The organism is Paraburkholderia sp., from assembly GCF_036488505.1.
In the GTDB taxonomy this organism is placed as follows: domain Bacteria; phylum Pseudomonadota; class Gammaproteobacteria; order Burkholderiales; family Burkholderiaceae; genus Paraburkholderia.
On the sequence record NZ_DASXHN010000516.1, the window covers coordinates 1 to 17,411 of the forward strand.

Below are 17,411 nucleotides of genomic sequence, written 5' to 3' on the forward strand. Positions count from 1 at the left end.
TGACCCGAAAAGCCTGGCGATTCGGGAAAATTTAATAGTTGCGTCTGCAGGCTACTTCTTTAAATTCCGATTGCTTAAATCATCAATTTTCCGGAAATTTCTTTATTCCGATCAATTAACCGGGCATGCGGGCAGTCTGAATGGCCGATTTGCCTCTGAACCTATTATTTGAATCCACCATCAGATCTGGCACCCAGGCGTAAACCCAGGTGCTTTGCGGACTATTGCAGCGCCAATTCCGCTTTCTTATACAGAACCATGCTAGGGTCATTGCTGAATTACTAATAATTAAAGTTTGTTATTATGTCGATTCACATTTGCTTATACATCGGCCATGACGATGCGCAATGCGACTCTGCGGCAACTGAAGGTCTTTGAAACGGTCGCGCGACACCTGAGTTTTTCGCGCGCCGCCGAGGAATTGCATCTCACGCAGCCCGCCGTATCCACTCAGGTCCGACAACTGGAAGACCATGCCGGGCTGCCTCTGTTCGAGCAGCTCGGCAAAAAAATCTATCTGACGCCGGCCGGCACCGAAATGCTGCACTACAGCCGCTCGATCATGCAGCAGTTCCATGAAGTCGACGAAGCCATGAGTCAGTTGAAGGGCGTCTCCGGCGGCAAGCTCAATGTTGCGGTCATTAGCGCGGGAGACTACTTCTTTCCGCGGCTGCTGGCCGAATTCACGCGCCGTTACTCGGGTGTCGATCTCAATCTCGCGGTCCACAACCGCGAGGAACTGCTGCATCAACTCGCGACCAACCAGACCGACCTCGCGGTCATGGTGCGTCCGCCACATGAAACCGACGCGACCAACGAGCCGTTTGCGCCGCATCCGTACGTGATCGTCGCGGCGCCCAAGCATCCGCTTGCACACAAGCGCAACATCAGATTCAGCCAGTTGGCGAACGAAGCGTTTATCGTGCGCGAGCGCGGCTCGGACACGTGGAATTCGATGGAAGAAGGCTTTGCCGGACGTCTGTCCAACCTGAAAATTGCAATGGAGATCAAAAGTACCGAGACGATCAAGCAGGCAGTGATTGCCGGAATGGGCATTGCATTCCTGTCCGCGCATACGATCAGCCTCGAATTGCAGTTGGGTCACCTGACCGTACTCGATGTCGAGAGCTTTCCGGTCATGCTGAACTGGTATGTCGTGCATCGGAAGAACAAGCGACTGCCGCCGGTCGCGGTTGCGTTCAAACGCTTCCTGATGGAGGAAGGCGCGGACCTGATAGAGAAGATCACCCGCGTGAGGGAACTGAGCGTGCATAAGCCATAGGCTATGAAAACCCAATAAAACTTTAACTATTGCAAATCCATCGGCGCTTCTATGCTGCAAGCGAGTTCTCTCACTTGTCAGCCCAGGAGGCCCATCATGAACCACGCTCCGGTCGAGTCCCGGCTCGGCACGCGCAACATGCGCACAAGCGCGGATCGCGCAGATCACCCCGACGACGCGCATCTGAGCGCCTACAACGCGGCATTCAGCGACCTGGGTCTGCGCTTTCGCTGGGATCGCGCCACGCTCGATATGCTGAAAGAATTCACTGGCGAATTGGCGCGCATTACCGCGTACATCGAGCGCTATCACAGTCATTTGCACAGCGCGTACGACGCCGACTTTCTGTCGCAACTGATCCTGCAAAGAAAAGCCCAGTACTACAGCGAATTCGCGGCTACGGGCGATTGAACGCATCCGCGAAGAGTCGAGCGGCGGGACGATTGCCCCGCCGTACGCGCTGTTTAGGTGACTTAGCTGTGCATTCATGATGAGCGCCGTGTCGTCACAGGAGCCGGCTGCCTGAGCGTGCATTCGCGCTGACGGCCATTGCCGCGTCTGCCGTCGCGCAGCCCGCGACGATGCGCATAAGCACTCGTGCGCATCGCGCGAGGGCCGGCATCCCGCAAAACCCACGCTGGCTCATCTCCGCCGTGCCACTCGATGTCAGATAGCCAACCACGCTCGCCCGCGAGTGTGACGGCGATCAGGCCATCGCTGCGCGCGGCGAACGCATGAATGTGCAACGCGCAAGCGTCGCCTTCCGCGGTATCAGCATGACCGCCCGAATGACCGCCCGCATAACCGCGGCTCAATGTCAGATGCGCGCCCATCGCGGCGGCCAGCGCGCTCATGGCGAGCAATGCGGCGAGTCCGGCAGGCGGGGCCTGCTCGGTGACGAAACTGTAGCCGAGCCAGCCGCATAGCAGCATCGCGAACAGATTGACGATGTGATGGCCGGGCCGCGCAACCGTAGCGAGTCGCAGTGTTCCGCGCAGCTTGCAGAACGCAACGGACGAAGTCGCGAAGATCAGCGCGCCGATGAACACTGCCGCATAGAGCTCGATGCGCTCGGTGTTCGCGCGCAACGCCGCCGACAGGTAGTGCGCCACACCAATCGACACGACAGCGAAACCCATGGCGCTGCCGAGCAACGCGGCGAGCCACGGCCGGCGCGGCAGGTTGCAGCCGCGCGCGCGCCATGCGCCAAGCATGCTACCGGCGACGGCCGCTTCGATCACATGAATGCTCGCACCGAGACCCGCCGCGAGCATCGCCACGAATACCGCGGACAACGCACTCGCACACCAGTAGCACCGATGTATCGAGCGCCATTTGAACTGCCGCTGCCCGATTGCGACCAACGCCACCATCAGCACCGCCAGCCACGCGGCGGCAATGGCCACCGCGACCGGCAAGCAGACGCTCATCCACCCGGCACTCCCACAGGCTTGCGGCATGCGTGATCCTCCGTGAATGCGATGCATCGGCACGGGGCCGAACCGGGCGCGCGGTCTGGCCGCGCGCTCAGACGGCGTTCGTGGTATCGCTCAACCGTTGCTGCACGACAGCTTTCGACGCTTGATCCGGCGCTGCGGCGTTCAACGTATTCGTCAACGCATTGGTCAGCGTGCCGATGCCGTCGATCGTGATCGACACCGTTGCGCCGTCCTTGATCGAGCCGACACCGAGCGACGTTCCGCACGCAATCACATCGCCCGGTTCGAGTGTCAGGTCCTGCGAGATCAGGCTCACCTGCTCGGCGGGCGAAAAAACCATATCGGCGAGCGGATAGTTCTGCCGCTCGACGCCGTCCAGCGTCGTGACGAGATGCGCGTGGCGCCACTCGAAACCGGACACGATGGCCGGCCCGATACAGCAGAAAGTATCGAAACCTTTGGCGCGGCACCACTGAGGAAAATGCGGATTCTCATTCAACAGATCGGCGGCAGTCACGTCGTTGATCAGCGTGTAACCGAAAATCGCCGCCTCGGCCTCTCCTATGTCGATGTCGCGGCAACGCTTGCCGATCACGATGCCGAGTTCGCCCTCGTAGACGATCTTGCCCGCGTAATGGCGCGGCCTGCGGATCGGCTCGCCCGCGCCGATCACCGAGGCCGCCGGCTTCAGCAGAAAGAGCGGATGCGTGGGCACGGGTTTTTCGAGCTTCGCCGCGAGCGCGTGATAGTTGTTCCACAGCGCGACGACCTTGCCGGGCGCGCACGGCGCCAGCGGCGTCAATGCCCGCATCGACAGCACCGCGCCGGTCGGCACCGGCTGCTCGAGACTCTGGTACTCGTGCAGATAAGCGCCTTCGACACGGCCGAACACGATACCGCCGTCGCTCGACCTGAACCGCATCCACGTATCCATACGTCGCTCCTTGCGCGCCGCGCTGCTAGATCGCACCGGCCGAGCGCAATGCGCTGATCTGCTCGGGCGAATACCCGAGTTCGGCCATCACTTCATCGGTGTGTTCGCCGAGCAACGGCGAGCGCTTGACGTCGGTCGGGCTGTCGGACAGTTTGATCGGATTGCCCACCGTCAGGTACTTGCCGCGCGTCGGATGATCGACTTCGACGATCGTGCCGGTTTTACGCAGCGACGGCTCGGCGGCGATTTCCTTCATCGACAGGATCGGGCCGCACGGAATGTCGTGCTTGTTGAGAATCTCCATCGCCTCGAACTTGGTCTTGGTCATCGTCCAGCGCTCGATTTCGGCGAAGATCTCCTTCAGACGCGGCAGCCGCGCGGGCGCGGTCGCATAGTCGGGGTGCGTGGCCCATTCCTCCTTGCCGATCACATTGCAGATCTTCGTCCACACGGGCGCCTGCGTGATGAAGTAGATGTACGCGTTCGGGTCGGTCTCCCAGCCTTTGCACTTCAGGATCCAGCCCGGCTGCCCGCCGCCCGACGCATTGCCCGCGCGCGGCACCGCCTCGCCGAACTCGCCGTTCGGATATTGCGGATACTCCTTCATCACGCCAGTGCGATCGAGCCGCTGCTGATCGCGCAGCTTCACGCGGCACAGATTGAGCACGCCGTCCTGCATCGCGGCGAGCACGCGCTGGCCGCGCCCGCTATGGGTGCGCTGATAGAGCGCGGTGACGATGCCGAGCGCGAGATGCAGGCCCGTGCCGCTGTCGCCGATTTGCGCGCCGGTCACGACCGGCGGCCCGTCGTCGAAACCGGTCGTCGACGCCGCGCCGCCCGCGCATTGCGCAACGTTTTCATACACTTTGCAGTCCTCGTACGGACCGGGGCCGAAGCCCTTGACCGACGCGACGATCATGCGCGGATTGAGCTCCTGAATCCGTTCCCACGTAAAACCCATGCGATCGAGCGCACCGGGCGCAAAGTTCTCCACCAGCACGTCGCACTTGCGAATCAGCGCTTCGAGTACCTGTTTGCCTTCGGGATTCTTCGTATCGATCGTGATCGAACGCTTGTTGTGATTGAGCATCGTGAAGTAGAGGCTGTCCACGTCGGGAATATCGCGTAGCTGCTCGCGCGTGATGTCGCCCGCGCCTGCCCGCTCCACCTTGATCACGTCCGCGCCGAACCACGCAAGCAGCTGCGTGCAGGTCGGTCCCGATTGCACGTGCGTGAAATCGAGGATGCGTACACCATCGAGTGCCTTCGCCATGTCGTTTCTCCTGAAGGATGCGTTACTTGTACATGGTCTGGTTCTTCGTGCCCGGCGCGTATTCGCGCGGGTCGACCCAGATATTGACCACCGCCGAGCGGCCGGTGCGATGAATCGCTTCGCGCGCCCGCTGCAATGCGCCGGCGATCTGCGCGGGGTCGCGCACTTCCTCGCCGTGGCCGCCGAGCATCTCGGCGAATTTGCTGAACGGCACGTCACTGAGCAGATTGCCGACGTTGCCGCGCTCTTCGCCGTATTTGGCAAGCTGGCCGTAGCGGATCTGGTTCATCGCCGAGTTGTTGCCGATCACCGCGAGGTACGGCGCGCCGAAGCGGTTCGCGGTTTCCATGTCGAATGCGGTCATGCCGAACGAGCCGTCGCCGTAATAGCACAGCACTTCCTTGTGCGGATGCGCGAGCTTCGCCGCAAGCGCGAAGCCGGTACCGACGCCGAGCGAGCCGAGCGCGCCAGGGTCCATCCATTGCCCGGGGCGGCGCGGACGCACCGCCTGCGCGGAAATCGTCACGACGTCGCCGCCGTCGCCGATATACACAGTGTCGTCGGAGAGGAATTCGTTGAGTTCGTAGGCAACGCGATACGGGTGAATCGGCGTGCTATCGGAGCGGAACAGCGGCATCAGTTTTTCGGTCGCGCTCGCTTCGGCATCGCGCAACTGCGCGATCCACTTGCGGCGCGCCTGACGCTTGTCGTCCTTGAGCCGGCCGCTCGCGGCCTGCAGCACCGCGGCGAGAATCGCACCCGGATCGCCGACGAGGCCCAGATCGATATCGCGATTCTTGCCCACCGTGCGGTAGTCCATATCGATCTGCACCAGCGTCAGTTGCTTGCTGATGCGTTTGCCGTAGCCCATGCGGAAATCGAACGGCGTGCCGACGACGATCAGCACGTCGGCATTCGCAAAGGCCTGCGAACGCGTACGGTCGAAGTGATTCGGGTCCCCCGGCGGCAATAGCCCGCGGCTCGCACCGTTGAAATAGCCGGGAATCTCGATGCCGCGCAGCAGCGCGATCGCTTCTTCATGGCCGCGCGCGGTCCACACCTGCTGCCCGTAAAGAATCGCCGGACGTTCGGCGTCGACGAGAATGTCCGCGAGTTTCTCGATGTCGCGCGGATCGCCGATCGATTTCGTCGACGCGCGATAGTGGCCCGCTTGCGGCACGATCGCGCGCGTCGCGTCGACTTCGCGATCGAGCACGTCGCGCGGGATTTCGAGGTAGGACGGACCGGGCGCGCCGTTAAAGCACTCACGCGCGGCCATCGAGATCATGTCCGCGACGCGCTCGGTGCTCGACACGCTGGCTGAGAATTTGGTAATCGGCGCCATGACGTCTACGTGCGGCAGATCTTGCAGCGAACCCATCTTGTGCTGCGACAGCGCCCCCTGGCCCCCGATATGCAGGACCGGACTCTCCGAGCGGAATGCGGTGGCGATGCCGGTGACCGCATTCATGCAGCCGGGGCCGGCGGTCGTGACCACGCAGCCGAGCTTGCCGGTCTGACGCGCGTAGCCGTCGGCCGCATGCGCGGCGACCTGCTCGTGGCGCACGTCGATGATGCGGATCCCCTCGTCGACGCAGCCGTCGTAGATATCGATGATGTGGCCGCCACACAGCGTGAAGATCGTGTCGACCCCCTCGTTTTTCAGCGCCTTCGCGACCAGGTGACCACCCGACACAACGTTGGCGTCGCGGGTCTTCTGCTTGAGCGTGTCATCGGCGGTCGTGCTGCCCGTGGCGGGGCTCACGGATGAAACAACTGCTGACATCGTCGTCTCCTGTGTCGGGATACTGGTCGATCACTGCGCAACGGTTCTAGACGGACGCGCCTGCTTCGCTGTGCGTCCGGTTGTCCCGACATCCCGTTCGCCTTTGCCACATACGGTATGTGATATATCAGTCGTGATCAAGGCGGGCTTCCACGGACGCCGGCTTAACGGTCTATGCTGCTGAGGCTTGCCCGGCGCCGGTCTGCGCTGGAAATCACGGTTATTTCGATAGTCGTTCCGAGGGAAAACACCAACTCATCCCTCACCGCGTCGCTCTTGATATATCACATACCACATTTCACCGACCGTCAAGCGCGGTTTACCCCCTAGCGCGGGGCGTGCACCAGCTCACTCGCTGGTCGGAACGGCCTCGCGGCGCGGCGGCGCTCACACTTCCGGCGAAAAAAAACCCGCAGTGCTTTACACACTGCGGGCTTTCAACAATCCATCGTATCGTCTGGGCCGGCTACCCGGCCTACGGCGTCCTCAATCGAGAAAGTCGCAATTGGCTTCGACGAAGGCCGCCAGATCGAGTGAATGCTGGCGCGTGAGCCGCTCCGCGAGTTCGGTATCGCGCTGTTCGAGCGCCTCGATGATGCGCAGATGATCGGCGATCGAACGCGCCGCCCGGTCACTCTGCGAAATGGTCATGCGCCGGATCGCGCGCACGTGGATGAAGATGTTCTTGATGGTGTCGAGGATGATCTGTGACTTCGACAGCTCGACGATCGCCTGATGGAATGCGATGTTCGCATCGGAATACTCGGCGATATGTTCGGCCGGCGTTGTGTCGCGGAAGTTATCGAACATGTGCCGCAGACGGCCGATTTCCTCGTCTGTCGCATGCAGTGTGGCAAGCCGCGCGGCCATGCTTTCGAGCGCGGCCCACATCTGAATCATCTCGACGATTTCACGCTTGCTCTTGCGTACGATGTAGATGCCGCGCCGCGGCACCATGCGCAGGAAACCTTCCTGCTCGAGCAGCGTCATCGCTTCGCGCACCGGCGTGCGGCTCACGCCCAGCGATTCGCTGAGCACCCGCTCGTCCAGACGGATCGCTTCGCGATTCTCGTAGATATCCGCGTCGGCGATGGCCTGACGCAGCATCGCATACGCCTGATCGCGCAAGCTGCCGCTCGCGCCGATCGGCTGGAGGGACAGGGTCAGGGGAGTGGCCACTGTTTCAGTTTGAAGTTCTGACGACATTCATCGCCTCTGCTTGAACATGCGCACGATTCGGCGCCGACGCCGCTTTGCCGCACTCGCCAAGGCCGGCGAAGCGGCCATGTTGCGATGCACATTCCGCGAGCGGCTCAGGGATCGAGTCAGTCAGCAGAACAGTTGCGGCAGAGCCCAAAACGATCACAGCGACGGCAAACAGCGCGAGCGGCACCAATTCCACGTGTAACTCCAACGATTGAGGATGACTTCCGCCATCATATGCTGCGCCGCCGCATTTTTCAATATTCGGTATGTAGTATATCAGCACCTATTGTGTCGGGAGTTCGCCCCTAAAGCTAGCACGCGGCAGCGACGCCGGAAGCGCCTATTCACCGCCCTCGGTGTAAACACGCAAAGTGCGCGCTCAGGCCCCCGGGCGTGCGATGATCGCGCGTTTTCCGCGTTCCGCGGATTGCGAGATTCGTGTCGCGTCATTGGCTTTCGGCACATCCTGCCGCGGACCGAACGCGTCCAACGCCCTGCTGGCGTCGCGAAAAAATCCAATCCAGCGAGAACCGCGCACTCGTGCATGGGCTGCAGCAAGCGCCGAAGCACCGCTTCGATCAACCAGGAGACATGATGAGCACGACCCACCCAGAGGCCTCGGTGGCCACCCCCCTCGATGCGCGCAATCAGGCGCGCAAGGCCGCGCTCGGCAGCTTTATCGGCGCCGTGGTCGACTGGTACGACTTCCTGCTGTACGGCATCGTCGCAGCGCTGGTGTTCAACGCCGAGTTCTTTCCGAACGTCGGTCCGGCGATGGGCACGCTCGCCGCGTTCGCCACTTTCGGCGTCGGCTTCCTGTTCCGCCCGCTCGGCGGCTTCGTGTTTGGTCACTATGGCGACCGGCTCGGGCGCAAGCGCATGCTCGTGTTGACCGTGCTGATGATGGGCCTGTCGACGGCCGCAATCGGTCTGTTGCCGGGGTTCTCGTCGATCGGCTGGTGGGCGCCGGTACTGCTCGTCACGCTACGTGCGGTCCAGGGCTTCGCAGTCGGCGGCGAATGGGGCGGCGCCGCGCTGATGGCGGTCGAAAGTGCGCCGGAAAAGAAGAAGGCGTTCTATAGCAGCGGCGTGCAGGTCGGCTATGGCGTCGGGCTCGTGCTGTCAACCGGTCTCGTCGCGCTGATCAGCCGCTCGATGGACAACGCGGCGTTCCTGAGCTGGGGCTGGCGTCTGCCGTTCCTGTTCAGCGTCGTGCTGGTGCTGATCGCGCTGTGGATCCGCTCGAGCATGGACGAATCGCAGGAGTTCGTCGAGAAAGTCGGCAAGCATGGTGAGCACCGCGTGCGCCTGCCGATTGTCGAGGCACTGCTGCGTCATCCGAAGGCATTTCTGCTGATCATCGCGCTGCGTCTTGCCGAGCTGTTCACGATGTACATCGTCACCGCGTTCGCGCTCAGTTATTCGACGACCAACCTGCACATGCCGCGCGAATTCTTCCTGACGATCGGTTTCGCTGTCGGCGCGATCAGTTGCGTGACGATTCCCTGCTTCGCATGGCTGGCGGATCGCTTCGGCCGCCGCCGGGTGTACATCGCCGGCGCGCTGGTCGGCATGTTCAGCGCGGTGCCGTTCTTCGTCGCGCTCGAAGCCCGTTCGACGGTGTGGATCGTGGTGTTCGCGGTGATGCTCGCGAACATCGCACACGACATGGTGGTCAGCGTGCAGCAGCCGATGTTTACCGAACTGTTCGGCACGGAGTACCGCTATAGCGGCGCGGGTGTCGGCTATCAGGTGGCGAGCGTGGTCGGCGGCGGCTTCACGCCGTTTATCGCGGTCGCGCTGGTCGGTCTGGCCGGCGGCTCATGGCATCCGGTGGCCGCGTATCTGGCTATCGGCTGCCTGATCTCGGTGCTCGTCGCGGCTCGCATGAAGACCGGACGCAAGATCGACTGAGCCTACTGGCAACTCCCGTTCGCGACGCGACGGCCGGCGCGGCGAGATCCGCTGCCGGCCTTTTTTGGCGATTGCCGTTGGCCGCACGCTTGTCGGACCCATCGTTTCGCCTGCTCGATCAGGCCCGCGCATTGCTGTCCGTGCTCAACGCGTCGGCTCCATCACGCGCAACGCCAACCTCTTGGCGACCCTGTCCGCCACTCACTGAAGCTGCGCTTTCCCAGGATTTGTACAATCACCGAGCTGACAACTGCTTTCATTAGGAAAGCACCTTATGTCTTCGCAGCTCATATTGCGAAGCGATCCGACACGTCCTATTGTCGTGCCAGGCGGGTAGCCGGTGAATGAGCACAGATCATATGAAACATAACGACATATAGAAACGGCGCGCTCACCTATATTTATTACACGACACCGCCTACAAAAAGCGTACTTAAGCGCCGATAACAGAATGGTTCCTTCAAGGAGACGACCATGAGCAGCATCAGCGAGCCGGGCGGCCAGCGACACTCCGCCCCGTTCTTTTCCAAACAGGCCACTGTCGCGCAACCCGGTTTTTCACGCTGGATGGTTCCCCCCGCTGCGCTCGCCGTGCATCTGTGCATCGGCCAGGCGTACGCATTCTCGGTGTTCAACGCACCGCTGACGAAAGTGATCGGCATTACGCAGTCCGCGCCCGATGACTGGTCGCTGACCACGCTCGGCTGGATCTTCTCGCTCGCGATCGTGTGCCTTGGTTTGTCGGCGGCATTCGCCGGCAAATGGCTCGAACACGTCGGCCCGCGCCGCACGATGTTTACCGCCGCGTGCTGTTTCGGCGGTGGCTTCCTCGTGTCCGCGCTCGGCGTGTACCTGCATCAGATCGTGCTGCTCTATCTCGGCTATGGGGTAATCGGCGGCATCGGACTGGGGCTCGGCTACGTGTCGCCGGTGTCGACGCTGATCCGCTGGTTCCCGGACCGCCGCGGCATGGCAACCGGCATGGCGATCATGGGCTTCGGCGGCGGCGCGATGATCGCGGCGCCATTGTCGGTCGCGTTGATGAATCACTTCCGCAGCGCGACGAGCGTCGGCGTCGCCGAGACTTTCATCGTGCTCGGCATCGTCTATTTCATCTCGATGACGATCGGCGCACTCGCGATCCGCGTGCCCCCGGCAGACTGGAAGCCGGCCGGCTGGACCCCACCCGAAGCGGCGCAGAAACGCATGATCACGCGCAACCACGTGCACATCGATCAGGCGTTGAAGACGCCGCAGTTCTATCTGATCTGGCTCGTGCTGTTCCTGAACGTGACGGCCGGCATCGGCATTCTCGGCCAGGCGTCGGTGATGATCCAGGAGAGCTTCAAGAACACGGTGACCGCGGGCGCGGCAGCCGGCTTCGTCGGCTTGCTGTCGCTCTTCAACATGGGCGGCCGCTTCGTGTGGGCGTCGGCGTCGGACTGGGTGGGCCGCAAGAACACGTACTACATCTTCTTCGCGCTCGGCGCGGTGCTCTATTACCTGGTGCCTAGCTTCGCGGCGAACGGCCAGATCGCGCTGTTCGTGCTCACCTACTGCATCATCCTGTCGATGTACGGCGGCGGTTTCGCGACGGTGCCGGCCTACCTCGCCGACATGTTCGGCACCGCCTTCGTCGGCGGCATTCACGGACGGCTACTGACCGCATGGGCCGCGGCCGGCGTCGCCGGTCCGGTGCTGGTCAATTACATCCGCGCATATGAAGTTGCGAATGGCGTCGCGAAAGCGGATGCGTACACGATGACCGTGCACATCATGGCCGTGCTGCTCGTTATCGGCTTTATCTGCAACCTGCTGGTCAAGCGCGTGGATGAAAAACACCACATGACCGACGCACAAGTCGCCAAGGGCGCTTGAGGAGATCAACATGTCGACCGTTCAAACAGAGCATCCGACCAACAAGCTGAAACTCGCCGTGTTCTGGCTGTATGTGATGATTCCGCTTGCGTGGGGCGTGTTCAATACGCTGTCGCAGGCGACGAAACTGTTCAAATGAAATAGCGCACCCGCGCGCGAGCGCAGGGTGCGCAACGCAAAGTACTTTGCGACGAGGCCGCCATGCGCGGCCTCTTTTCAATTGGCCTGGCCGGGCGGCGCCGCTCAGCGCGCCGGGCCGCCACTGCCGCTCAGATTTTCTCGAACACCACGTCCTGCGCGCCTTCCCACAGCACCTTCACGCCTAGCTCGCGCAGTTTCTCGTTGCCTTCGACGATCGTCAGGAAATGATTGCCCGCGAGCTGCCCCAGCTTGCTCGCGAAACAGCAAGAGCCGTACGCGAGGATGATTTCGGTCTCGCTATAGCCGCCCGGATAGAACAGGATGTCGCCGACCGACGGATGACTCGTGTGATTCTCGAAGCCGACCGCGACGCCATCGTTCTCGAGCTTGAAATCGCCGAGCGGGACCCAGCAGCCCTCGCCGCTCCAGCGCACGTGAATCAGCTTCTGCCGATACGGCAGCAATTTCAGGAACGCGGCCACCGTCAGCGGTGCATCGGGATGAGTTTCGGCGATAAAGGTATGGCCGCAGGCGGTCATTTTGAGTCGGGTCATCGCGGGATATCCGGTGTGTCGAATTGGAGGATGGTCGGTCGGACGTGGCGGGATGAATTGTCGCGAGTGCCATTCTGTCGTCCGGTGCAAGGCTTCGACAGATACAGTTGCCCGTGCTCCAGTCGGGCCAGTTAGACGTGATCGCGGCGTTCGGCTGCCAGCCCGTGCGCGGCCGCGTGTGCCAGCTCGCGCGGGCGCGGCGCCACGAAAGTTCGTAGTTTGCAAGCCGCGCAATGCACAGCACACTGCGCAAGTGCGTGGCGCTGGCTCCATAGCGGCTTGCACGGCGCTGCGCGGCCACCTTCGGCGGGCGCGAGCCGTCGCCCGCGACAGTCTCGCTGCTTGGTCGAGCCGCAGACACGCAACGAACTGCTGCGGTGTCTCGCCCGTCTCGCGGCGAACCACCCACGCATATGAAAGCGGCTGAACCCCGCCTGCGTCGCGAGTTGTGTCATCGCCAGATGGTCGGCGAGATTGGCCTGGAGGTAGCCGCTCACCCGGCGAATCCGGCGCGGCATCCGCCGTCCGAGCCGCGCGATGCAGCGCGGCAGGCATCGCGGCGATCAGCGGATCGTGAAAGCGCGGCGCGTCGCCGGGCGACCGTTCGCGCGACGCATCCCGCCCCGTCTGTTGCGCGCCGCTGTCGAGCAACCTACGCCCGATGTGCGCGTGAACAGTCGGCAGCGGCTCATCGCCGATCGACTGCCGGCGCCGTGAAACCGGCGCGGGCGGCACGAACCACAGATCGTTCACGCGGACATCGGCGCTTTCGCAACGGCCGTTCACGTCGCGTTCGAGATGCTCCCGCGCCGCTCGCGAGCGTCGTCAGTGTGAGGCCCCGCGAACTGGGCGCTGCGAGCAGTTGCTGCCTCACCGGCTCGAGATGCGAGTGCGGCAGGAGACGTGCCCCCGCGTGATCCACGCTCGGCATCAGTCACTGGCCAGTCACGTGACGGTCGTATGCGAGCGCCGCTGCGAGCTTTGCAACTCGCGCCACCACGTCGCTTCGAAGGAGGTGCCTGATGAAAGAAGAAACGCCGCCATACCGAAATTGCCGGCCTGCTGTCAGCGCAAAGTCGCGAAAAAGATAGCAAGCAACCGGCTACCGTCACTTCAGCAAATCGCTGATCATTGAGGTTGTCGTCTTTCACGCGTTTAGAACGCCGGAGCTACCGTTTCATGGAACATGAATGCGATACGCTGCCGCAGTGGCTGACCGGCTCGCCGCAAGGCGAAGCCGGGCACGCGTCGGCAGCATACCCACCAGCGGCATCCGCGCAGCCGGCCTACCCGGCCAGCATGCGGCAGGCCGTGAAGTCAGCCCACGCGGCTGAAGCATCGAAATCGTCTTCCCGCGCCGCGAGCAGCGCGGCACGCACGGGTTTTCTCACTCTCTTCACCGAGGAGGAGATCGGCACGCCGTCGGCCGCCGCGCGCCGGGCCGCGCCGCTGATCAGCCCGCTCGGACGGTTCGGCAGCGCGCAGGACCGCATCGAATTCGTGCGCCAGCGCATCGGGCAACTGGGCTTCGATTCGTTCAGCTACACGGCCACGCGTACGTCGTCGCATCACAAGACGATGTTCGTGCTGACCAGCTACGAGTCGCAGAGCTGGCTCACGCGCTATTTCCGCGAGCGTTATTTCGAGCTCGATCCGCGCGTGGCGCTCGCGTCGCCGACCGGCCTGCCGTTTCTGTGGAACACCATCGATATGCGCGCCGACCTTTCGCGCGCGCAGCTACGCGGCGAGCGGCTCGGCGGCCTGATCGACATGCTGGAGGCCACCGGCCGCAAGAGCGGGATTCTCACGCAGATGCCGCTGCCCGAGCCGGAGCTGAGCGCAAGCCTGTGCTTCAACTCGGAGATCGGCAATCCGCGCTGGATGACCGAATCGATCGTTGCGGAAACGCTGATGTTCGCGCATGCGATCCACGAATTCATCTGGACGCACGCAAAGGGCGTGATCGGCATCGCGCCCGCGCAGCAGCAGCGCGTGGCACTGAGCAAGCTACAGCATGCGGTGCTGAAAGCGGTCGTGCAGGGGCAGCGGGATAAGGAAATCGCGTATTTCCTCGGACTGTCGCCGCATAACGTCGACTATCATCTGCGGCGGCTGCGGCAACTGTTCAACGTGCGCAATCGCGTGCAGCTGATCAATATCGCGCAGGCGTACGTGTCGTAGCCCGGTTCGCGCGGCGTGAACCAGCATAAGAAGGGCGTGACGGCGCAGGCCGTCACGCCCTTCTTTCGCACCGCACCATCAACTCTTCAACCGGTAGCCGGTCCTGAAGATCCAGCCGACGATCACCAGAAACACCGCGAGAAAAAGCAGCGTCATGCCGAGGCTCAGACCGACGTCCACGTCACCGAGCTCGAAGAAGCTCCAGCGAAAACCGCTGACGAGGTAGACGATTGGGTTGAACAGCGTGACGCCGCGCCAGAACGGCGGCAGCATGTTGACCGAATAGAAGCTGCCGCCGAGAAAGGTCAGCGGCGTGACGATCAGAAGCGGTACCAGTTGCAGCTTCTCGAAGCTATCGGCCCAGATCCCGATGATGAAGCCGAGCAGGCTGAACGTGAGCGCTGTCAGCACGAGAAACAGCACCATCCAGAACGGATGCATGATCTGCAACGGCACGAACAGCCCCGCGGTCGCGAGGATGATGAGCCCGAGCAGGATCGACTTCGTGGCCGCCGCGCCTACATAGCTGACGACGATCTCCAGATACGACACCGGCGCCGACAACAGCTCGTAGATCGTGCCGGTAAAGCGCGGAAAGTAAATCCCGAACGACGCGTTCGCGATACTTTGCGACAGCAGCGACAACATGATGAGCCCCGGCACGATGAACGCGCCGTAGCTGATGCCGTCCACCTCCTTGATGCGCGAGCCGATCGCCGAGCCGAATACGACGAAGTAAAGCGACGTGGAAATCACCGGCGCGATGATGCTTTGCATCAGCGTGCGCCACGTGCGCGCCATTTCGAACTTGTAGATCGCGCGCATTGCGTAAACGTTCATTGGTCCCCCCGCAGCAGACTGACGAATATATCCTCGAGCGAACTCTGCGTCGTGTGCAGGTCCTTGAAGCGGATGCCGGCGGCATCGAGCGCTTCCAGCAGCGCGATGATGTCGATGCGTCCGCCCTCGCCTTCGTACGTGTAGATCAGCTCGTTACCGCCCTTCGCGAGCGCGAGCGCGTAGCCGGCGAGCGAAGCCGGCAGCGTGTCGAGCGGGCTTTCCAGTTGCAGCGTCAACTGTTTCTTGCCGAGCTTGCGCATCAGCTCGGCCTTCTCCTCGATCAGCATGATCTCGCCGGCATTGATCACGCCGATGCGATCGGCCATCTCCTCGGCTTCGTCGATGTAGTGCGTGGTGAGGATGACCGTCACGCCGCTGCCGGTGAGCGAGCGCACGAGCTTCCACATATCGCGCCGCAATTCGACGTCGACACCCGCGGTCGGTTCGTCGAGAAACAGCACGCGCGGTTCGTGCGACAGCGCCTTCGCGATCAGCACGCGCCGCTTCATGCCGCCCGACAACGTCATGATCTTGTTGTTGCGCTTTTCCCATAGCGACAGGTCGCGCAACACCTTCTCGATGTAGGCCGGGTTCTTCGGCTTGCCGAACAGGCCGCGGCTGAACGAGACGGTGGCCCAGACGGTTTCGAACGCATCGGTGGTCAGCTCCTGGGGCACGAGGCCGATCAGGGAGCGGGCGGAGCGGTAGCCGGTCGCGATGTCGCAGCCATCCACCGTCACGCTGCCTTCGCTTGCGTTGACGATCCCGCAGATGATGCTGATGAGCGTGGTCTTGCCCGCGCCGTTGGGGCCGAGCAACGCGAAAATTTCTCCAGGGTGGATCGCCAGATTGATGTTCTTCAGTGCTTGAAAACCGCTGGCATAGGTTTTCGACAGATTCGTGACCGAGACGATTGGCTGCATGGACTCGACGATGGCAGACACCGCTGTTGAATGAAAGGAAACGGCGCACCCGCGCGCGCCGCATCCGCAATGTAATGGAAAGTGCAAAAGCGTGCAGGGGGCGGGAAGCGGCGTGCCCGTCATCGTTGGAGCGCTGCCGACCGCCCGCTGGAACGGGCGAGCCTCGCCGCGGCGCTCGCAACGCCGCCGCCCGAGGCACGGTGCTTGCGGCCGTAAAGGGCGTGAGCGGCACAGCGCTTACGTGGCTCAACCCCTTTTTTGTGGAGACGAATCATGAAACGCATGACGAAGACTATTTTTGCTTCCGCGCTCGTGATGGCATTGTCGGGCGGCGTCTATGCGCAGGCCGGCGGCGGCGCGGGTGGCGGTGGTGGCGCGGGCGGTGGCGGTGCCGGCGGCGGGGCCGCGGGTGCGGGTGCGGGTGGTGGCGGCGGCAACGGGGTCGGCGCTGGCGGCGGAACGATGGGCGGCGCCGGTGGTACCGCGACGCCGGGCGTGGGTCCTGGGTCGGTCAAGACACCAGGGAGTTCCGGCTACGGCTCGCCGGGCACAACGGCCACCGGCGGCGGCATGGGTACCGGCACGGGCGCGACGCCCAACAGCCCGTCGACCCATAACCCGACGGGCGGGCGCATGAACAACACGACGCGCAGCGGCACCGGTATGAATAACGGCGCGACGCAGAACGGACAATGACGGACGTCGGCGCGCGTGGGGCGGCGCGGCGTGCAAACGTCGCGCCGCCCTCGCCCGTCAGTTCGCGGCGCTGACCTTGCACCGCCGCATGACAGCGTCTTTTCGCTGTGAGTGGCGGCGTTCGCGCGAATGGACGATATACCCGGCTTACGCTCGACTTCGTGGCGGCCACTTCCCGCTGTATTTCTCACGCCGGGTGTCTCCGGTCACCACCGGCAATCCCGCCACCAGACGTAACGTTTACCATCCGCTTTGTTCGCGTCGTTCCGAGTATCAAAATCCTTATGAGATTCACGCTCAGACATGCCGCTACAGTCGCCGTAGCGATCGGCATGGTTTATTTCTTCGTGTTTAACCACACGCC

The 17,411-nt window shown here is 62.8% G+C and carries 16 protein-coding genes; 7 read left to right on the forward strand and 9 right to left on the reverse strand.

What is annotated here, in order from left to right:
• Positions 1-334 precede the first annotated feature (334 nt).
• Positions 335-1,282, forward strand: coding sequence for a LysR family transcriptional regulator (locus VGH68_RS29295; RefSeq protein ID WP_331607238.1), 948 nt, complete (start codon positions 335-337; stop codon positions 1,280-1,282).
• Between the two features lie 96 nt (positions 1,283-1,378).
• Positions 1,379-1,693 (forward strand): hypothetical protein, encoded by a 315-nt coding sequence (locus tag VGH68_RS29300; RefSeq protein WP_331607239.1) that lies wholly within the window; start codon positions 1,379-1,381, stop codon positions 1,691-1,693.
• 74 nt (positions 1,694-1,767) lie between these two features.
• Here the strand turns inward: VGH68_RS29300 and VGH68_RS29305 are convergent, their stop codons facing one another.
• The 6 genes from VGH68_RS29305 to VGH68_RS29330 all read right to left on the reverse strand — a co-directional run bounded on the left by VGH68_RS29305 (position 1,768) and on the right by VGH68_RS29330 (position 8,116).
• Positions 1,768-2,712: an NAD(P)(+) transhydrogenase (Re/Si-specific) subunit beta gene (locus tag VGH68_RS29305; RefSeq protein WP_331607240.1), complete on the reverse strand. Its 945-nt coding sequence runs from the start codon at positions 2,710-2,712 to the stop codon at positions 1,768-1,770.
• A gap of 97 nt (positions 2,713-2,809) precedes the next feature.
• The gene (locus tag VGH68_RS29310; protein WP_331607241.1) at positions 2,810-3,655 is read right to left on the reverse strand and encodes a fumarylacetoacetate hydrolase family protein; all 846 of its coding nucleotides are present in this window, start codon (positions 3,653-3,655) and stop codon (positions 2,810-2,812) included.
• 25 nt (positions 3,656-3,680) lie between these two features.
• Positions 3,681-4,928 carry a formyl-CoA transferase gene (frc, locus tag VGH68_RS29315; RefSeq protein ID WP_331607242.1) on the reverse strand — a complete coding sequence of 416 codons (1,248 nt, stop codon included), beginning with the start codon at positions 4,926-4,928 and terminating at the stop codon, positions 3,681-3,683.
• A gap of 22 nt (positions 4,929-4,950) precedes the next feature.
• A complete protein-coding gene (locus VGH68_RS29320; RefSeq protein ID WP_331607243.1) occupies positions 4,951-6,714 on the reverse strand; it encodes a thiamine pyrophosphate-binding protein in 1,764 nt (587 codons plus the stop codon).
• A 486-nt stretch (positions 6,715-7,200) separates the two neighbouring features.
• The gene (locus VGH68_RS29325) at positions 7,201-7,920 is read right to left on the reverse strand and encodes a GntR family transcriptional regulator (protein WP_331607244.1); all 720 of its coding nucleotides are present in this window, start codon (positions 7,918-7,920) and stop codon (positions 7,201-7,203) included.
• Positions 7,898-8,116 (reverse strand): hypothetical protein, encoded by a 219-nt coding sequence (locus VGH68_RS29330; RefSeq protein WP_331607245.1) that lies wholly within the window; start codon positions 8,114-8,116, stop codon positions 7,898-7,900. Before VGH68_RS29330 ends, VGH68_RS29325 begins: the two co-directional genes overlap by 23 nt.
• Before the next feature lie 398 nt (positions 8,117-8,514).
• Here VGH68_RS29330 and shiA point away from each other — a divergent pair, with 398 nt between their 5' ends.
• From shiA to VGH68_RS29345, 3 genes are all read left to right on the forward strand, one after another.
• Positions 8,515-9,834 carry a shikimate transporter gene (gene shiA, locus VGH68_RS29335; RefSeq protein WP_331607246.1) on the forward strand — a complete coding sequence of 440 codons (1,320 nt, stop codon included), beginning with the start codon at positions 8,515-8,517 and terminating at the stop codon, positions 9,832-9,834.
• Between the two features lie 474 nt (positions 9,835-10,308).
• Positions 10,309-11,712, forward strand: a complete 1,404-nt coding sequence (locus tag VGH68_RS29340; RefSeq protein ID WP_331607247.1) for an L-lactate MFS transporter — start codon at positions 10,309-10,311, stop codon at positions 11,710-11,712.
• A 10-nt stretch (positions 11,713-11,722) separates the two neighbouring features.
• Positions 11,723-11,851 (forward strand): MFS transporter small subunit, encoded by a 129-nt coding sequence (locus VGH68_RS29345; protein WP_331607248.1) that lies wholly within the window; start codon positions 11,723-11,725, stop codon positions 11,849-11,851.
• 130 nt (positions 11,852-11,981) lie between these two features.
• Here VGH68_RS29345 and VGH68_RS29350 read toward each other — a convergent pair whose 3' ends face one another.
• A complete protein-coding gene (locus VGH68_RS29350) occupies positions 11,982-12,407 on the reverse strand; it encodes a DUF3830 family protein (protein ID WP_331607249.1) in 426 nt (141 codons plus the stop codon).
• A gap of 1,179 nt (positions 12,408-13,586) precedes the next feature.
• On the opposite strand from VGH68_RS29350, the gene VGH68_RS29355 reads away from it, so the two are divergent.
• The gene (locus VGH68_RS29355) at positions 13,587-14,588 is read left to right on the forward strand and encodes a helix-turn-helix transcriptional regulator (protein WP_331607250.1); all 1,002 of its coding nucleotides are present in this window, start codon (positions 13,587-13,589) and stop codon (positions 14,586-14,588) included.
• Positions 14,589-14,666: 78 nt separating this feature from the next.
• Here the strand turns inward: VGH68_RS29355 and VGH68_RS29360 are convergent, their stop codons facing one another.
• Complete coding sequence (locus VGH68_RS29360) at positions 14,667-15,428, reverse strand: ABC transporter permease (protein WP_331607251.1); 762 nt, start codon at positions 15,426-15,428, stop codon at positions 14,667-14,669.
• A complete protein-coding gene (locus VGH68_RS29365; RefSeq protein WP_331607252.1) occupies positions 15,425-16,351 on the reverse strand; it encodes an ABC transporter ATP-binding protein in 927 nt (308 codons plus the stop codon). Before VGH68_RS29365 ends, VGH68_RS29360 begins: the two co-directional genes overlap by 4 nt.
• A 273-nt stretch (positions 16,352-16,624) precedes the next feature.
• On the opposite strand from VGH68_RS29365, the gene VGH68_RS29370 reads away from it, so the two are divergent.
• Positions 16,625-17,047, forward strand: coding sequence for a hypothetical protein (locus VGH68_RS29370; RefSeq protein ID WP_331607253.1), 423 nt, complete (start codon positions 16,625-16,627; stop codon positions 17,045-17,047).
• Positions 17,048-17,411: the final 364 nt, after the last annotated feature.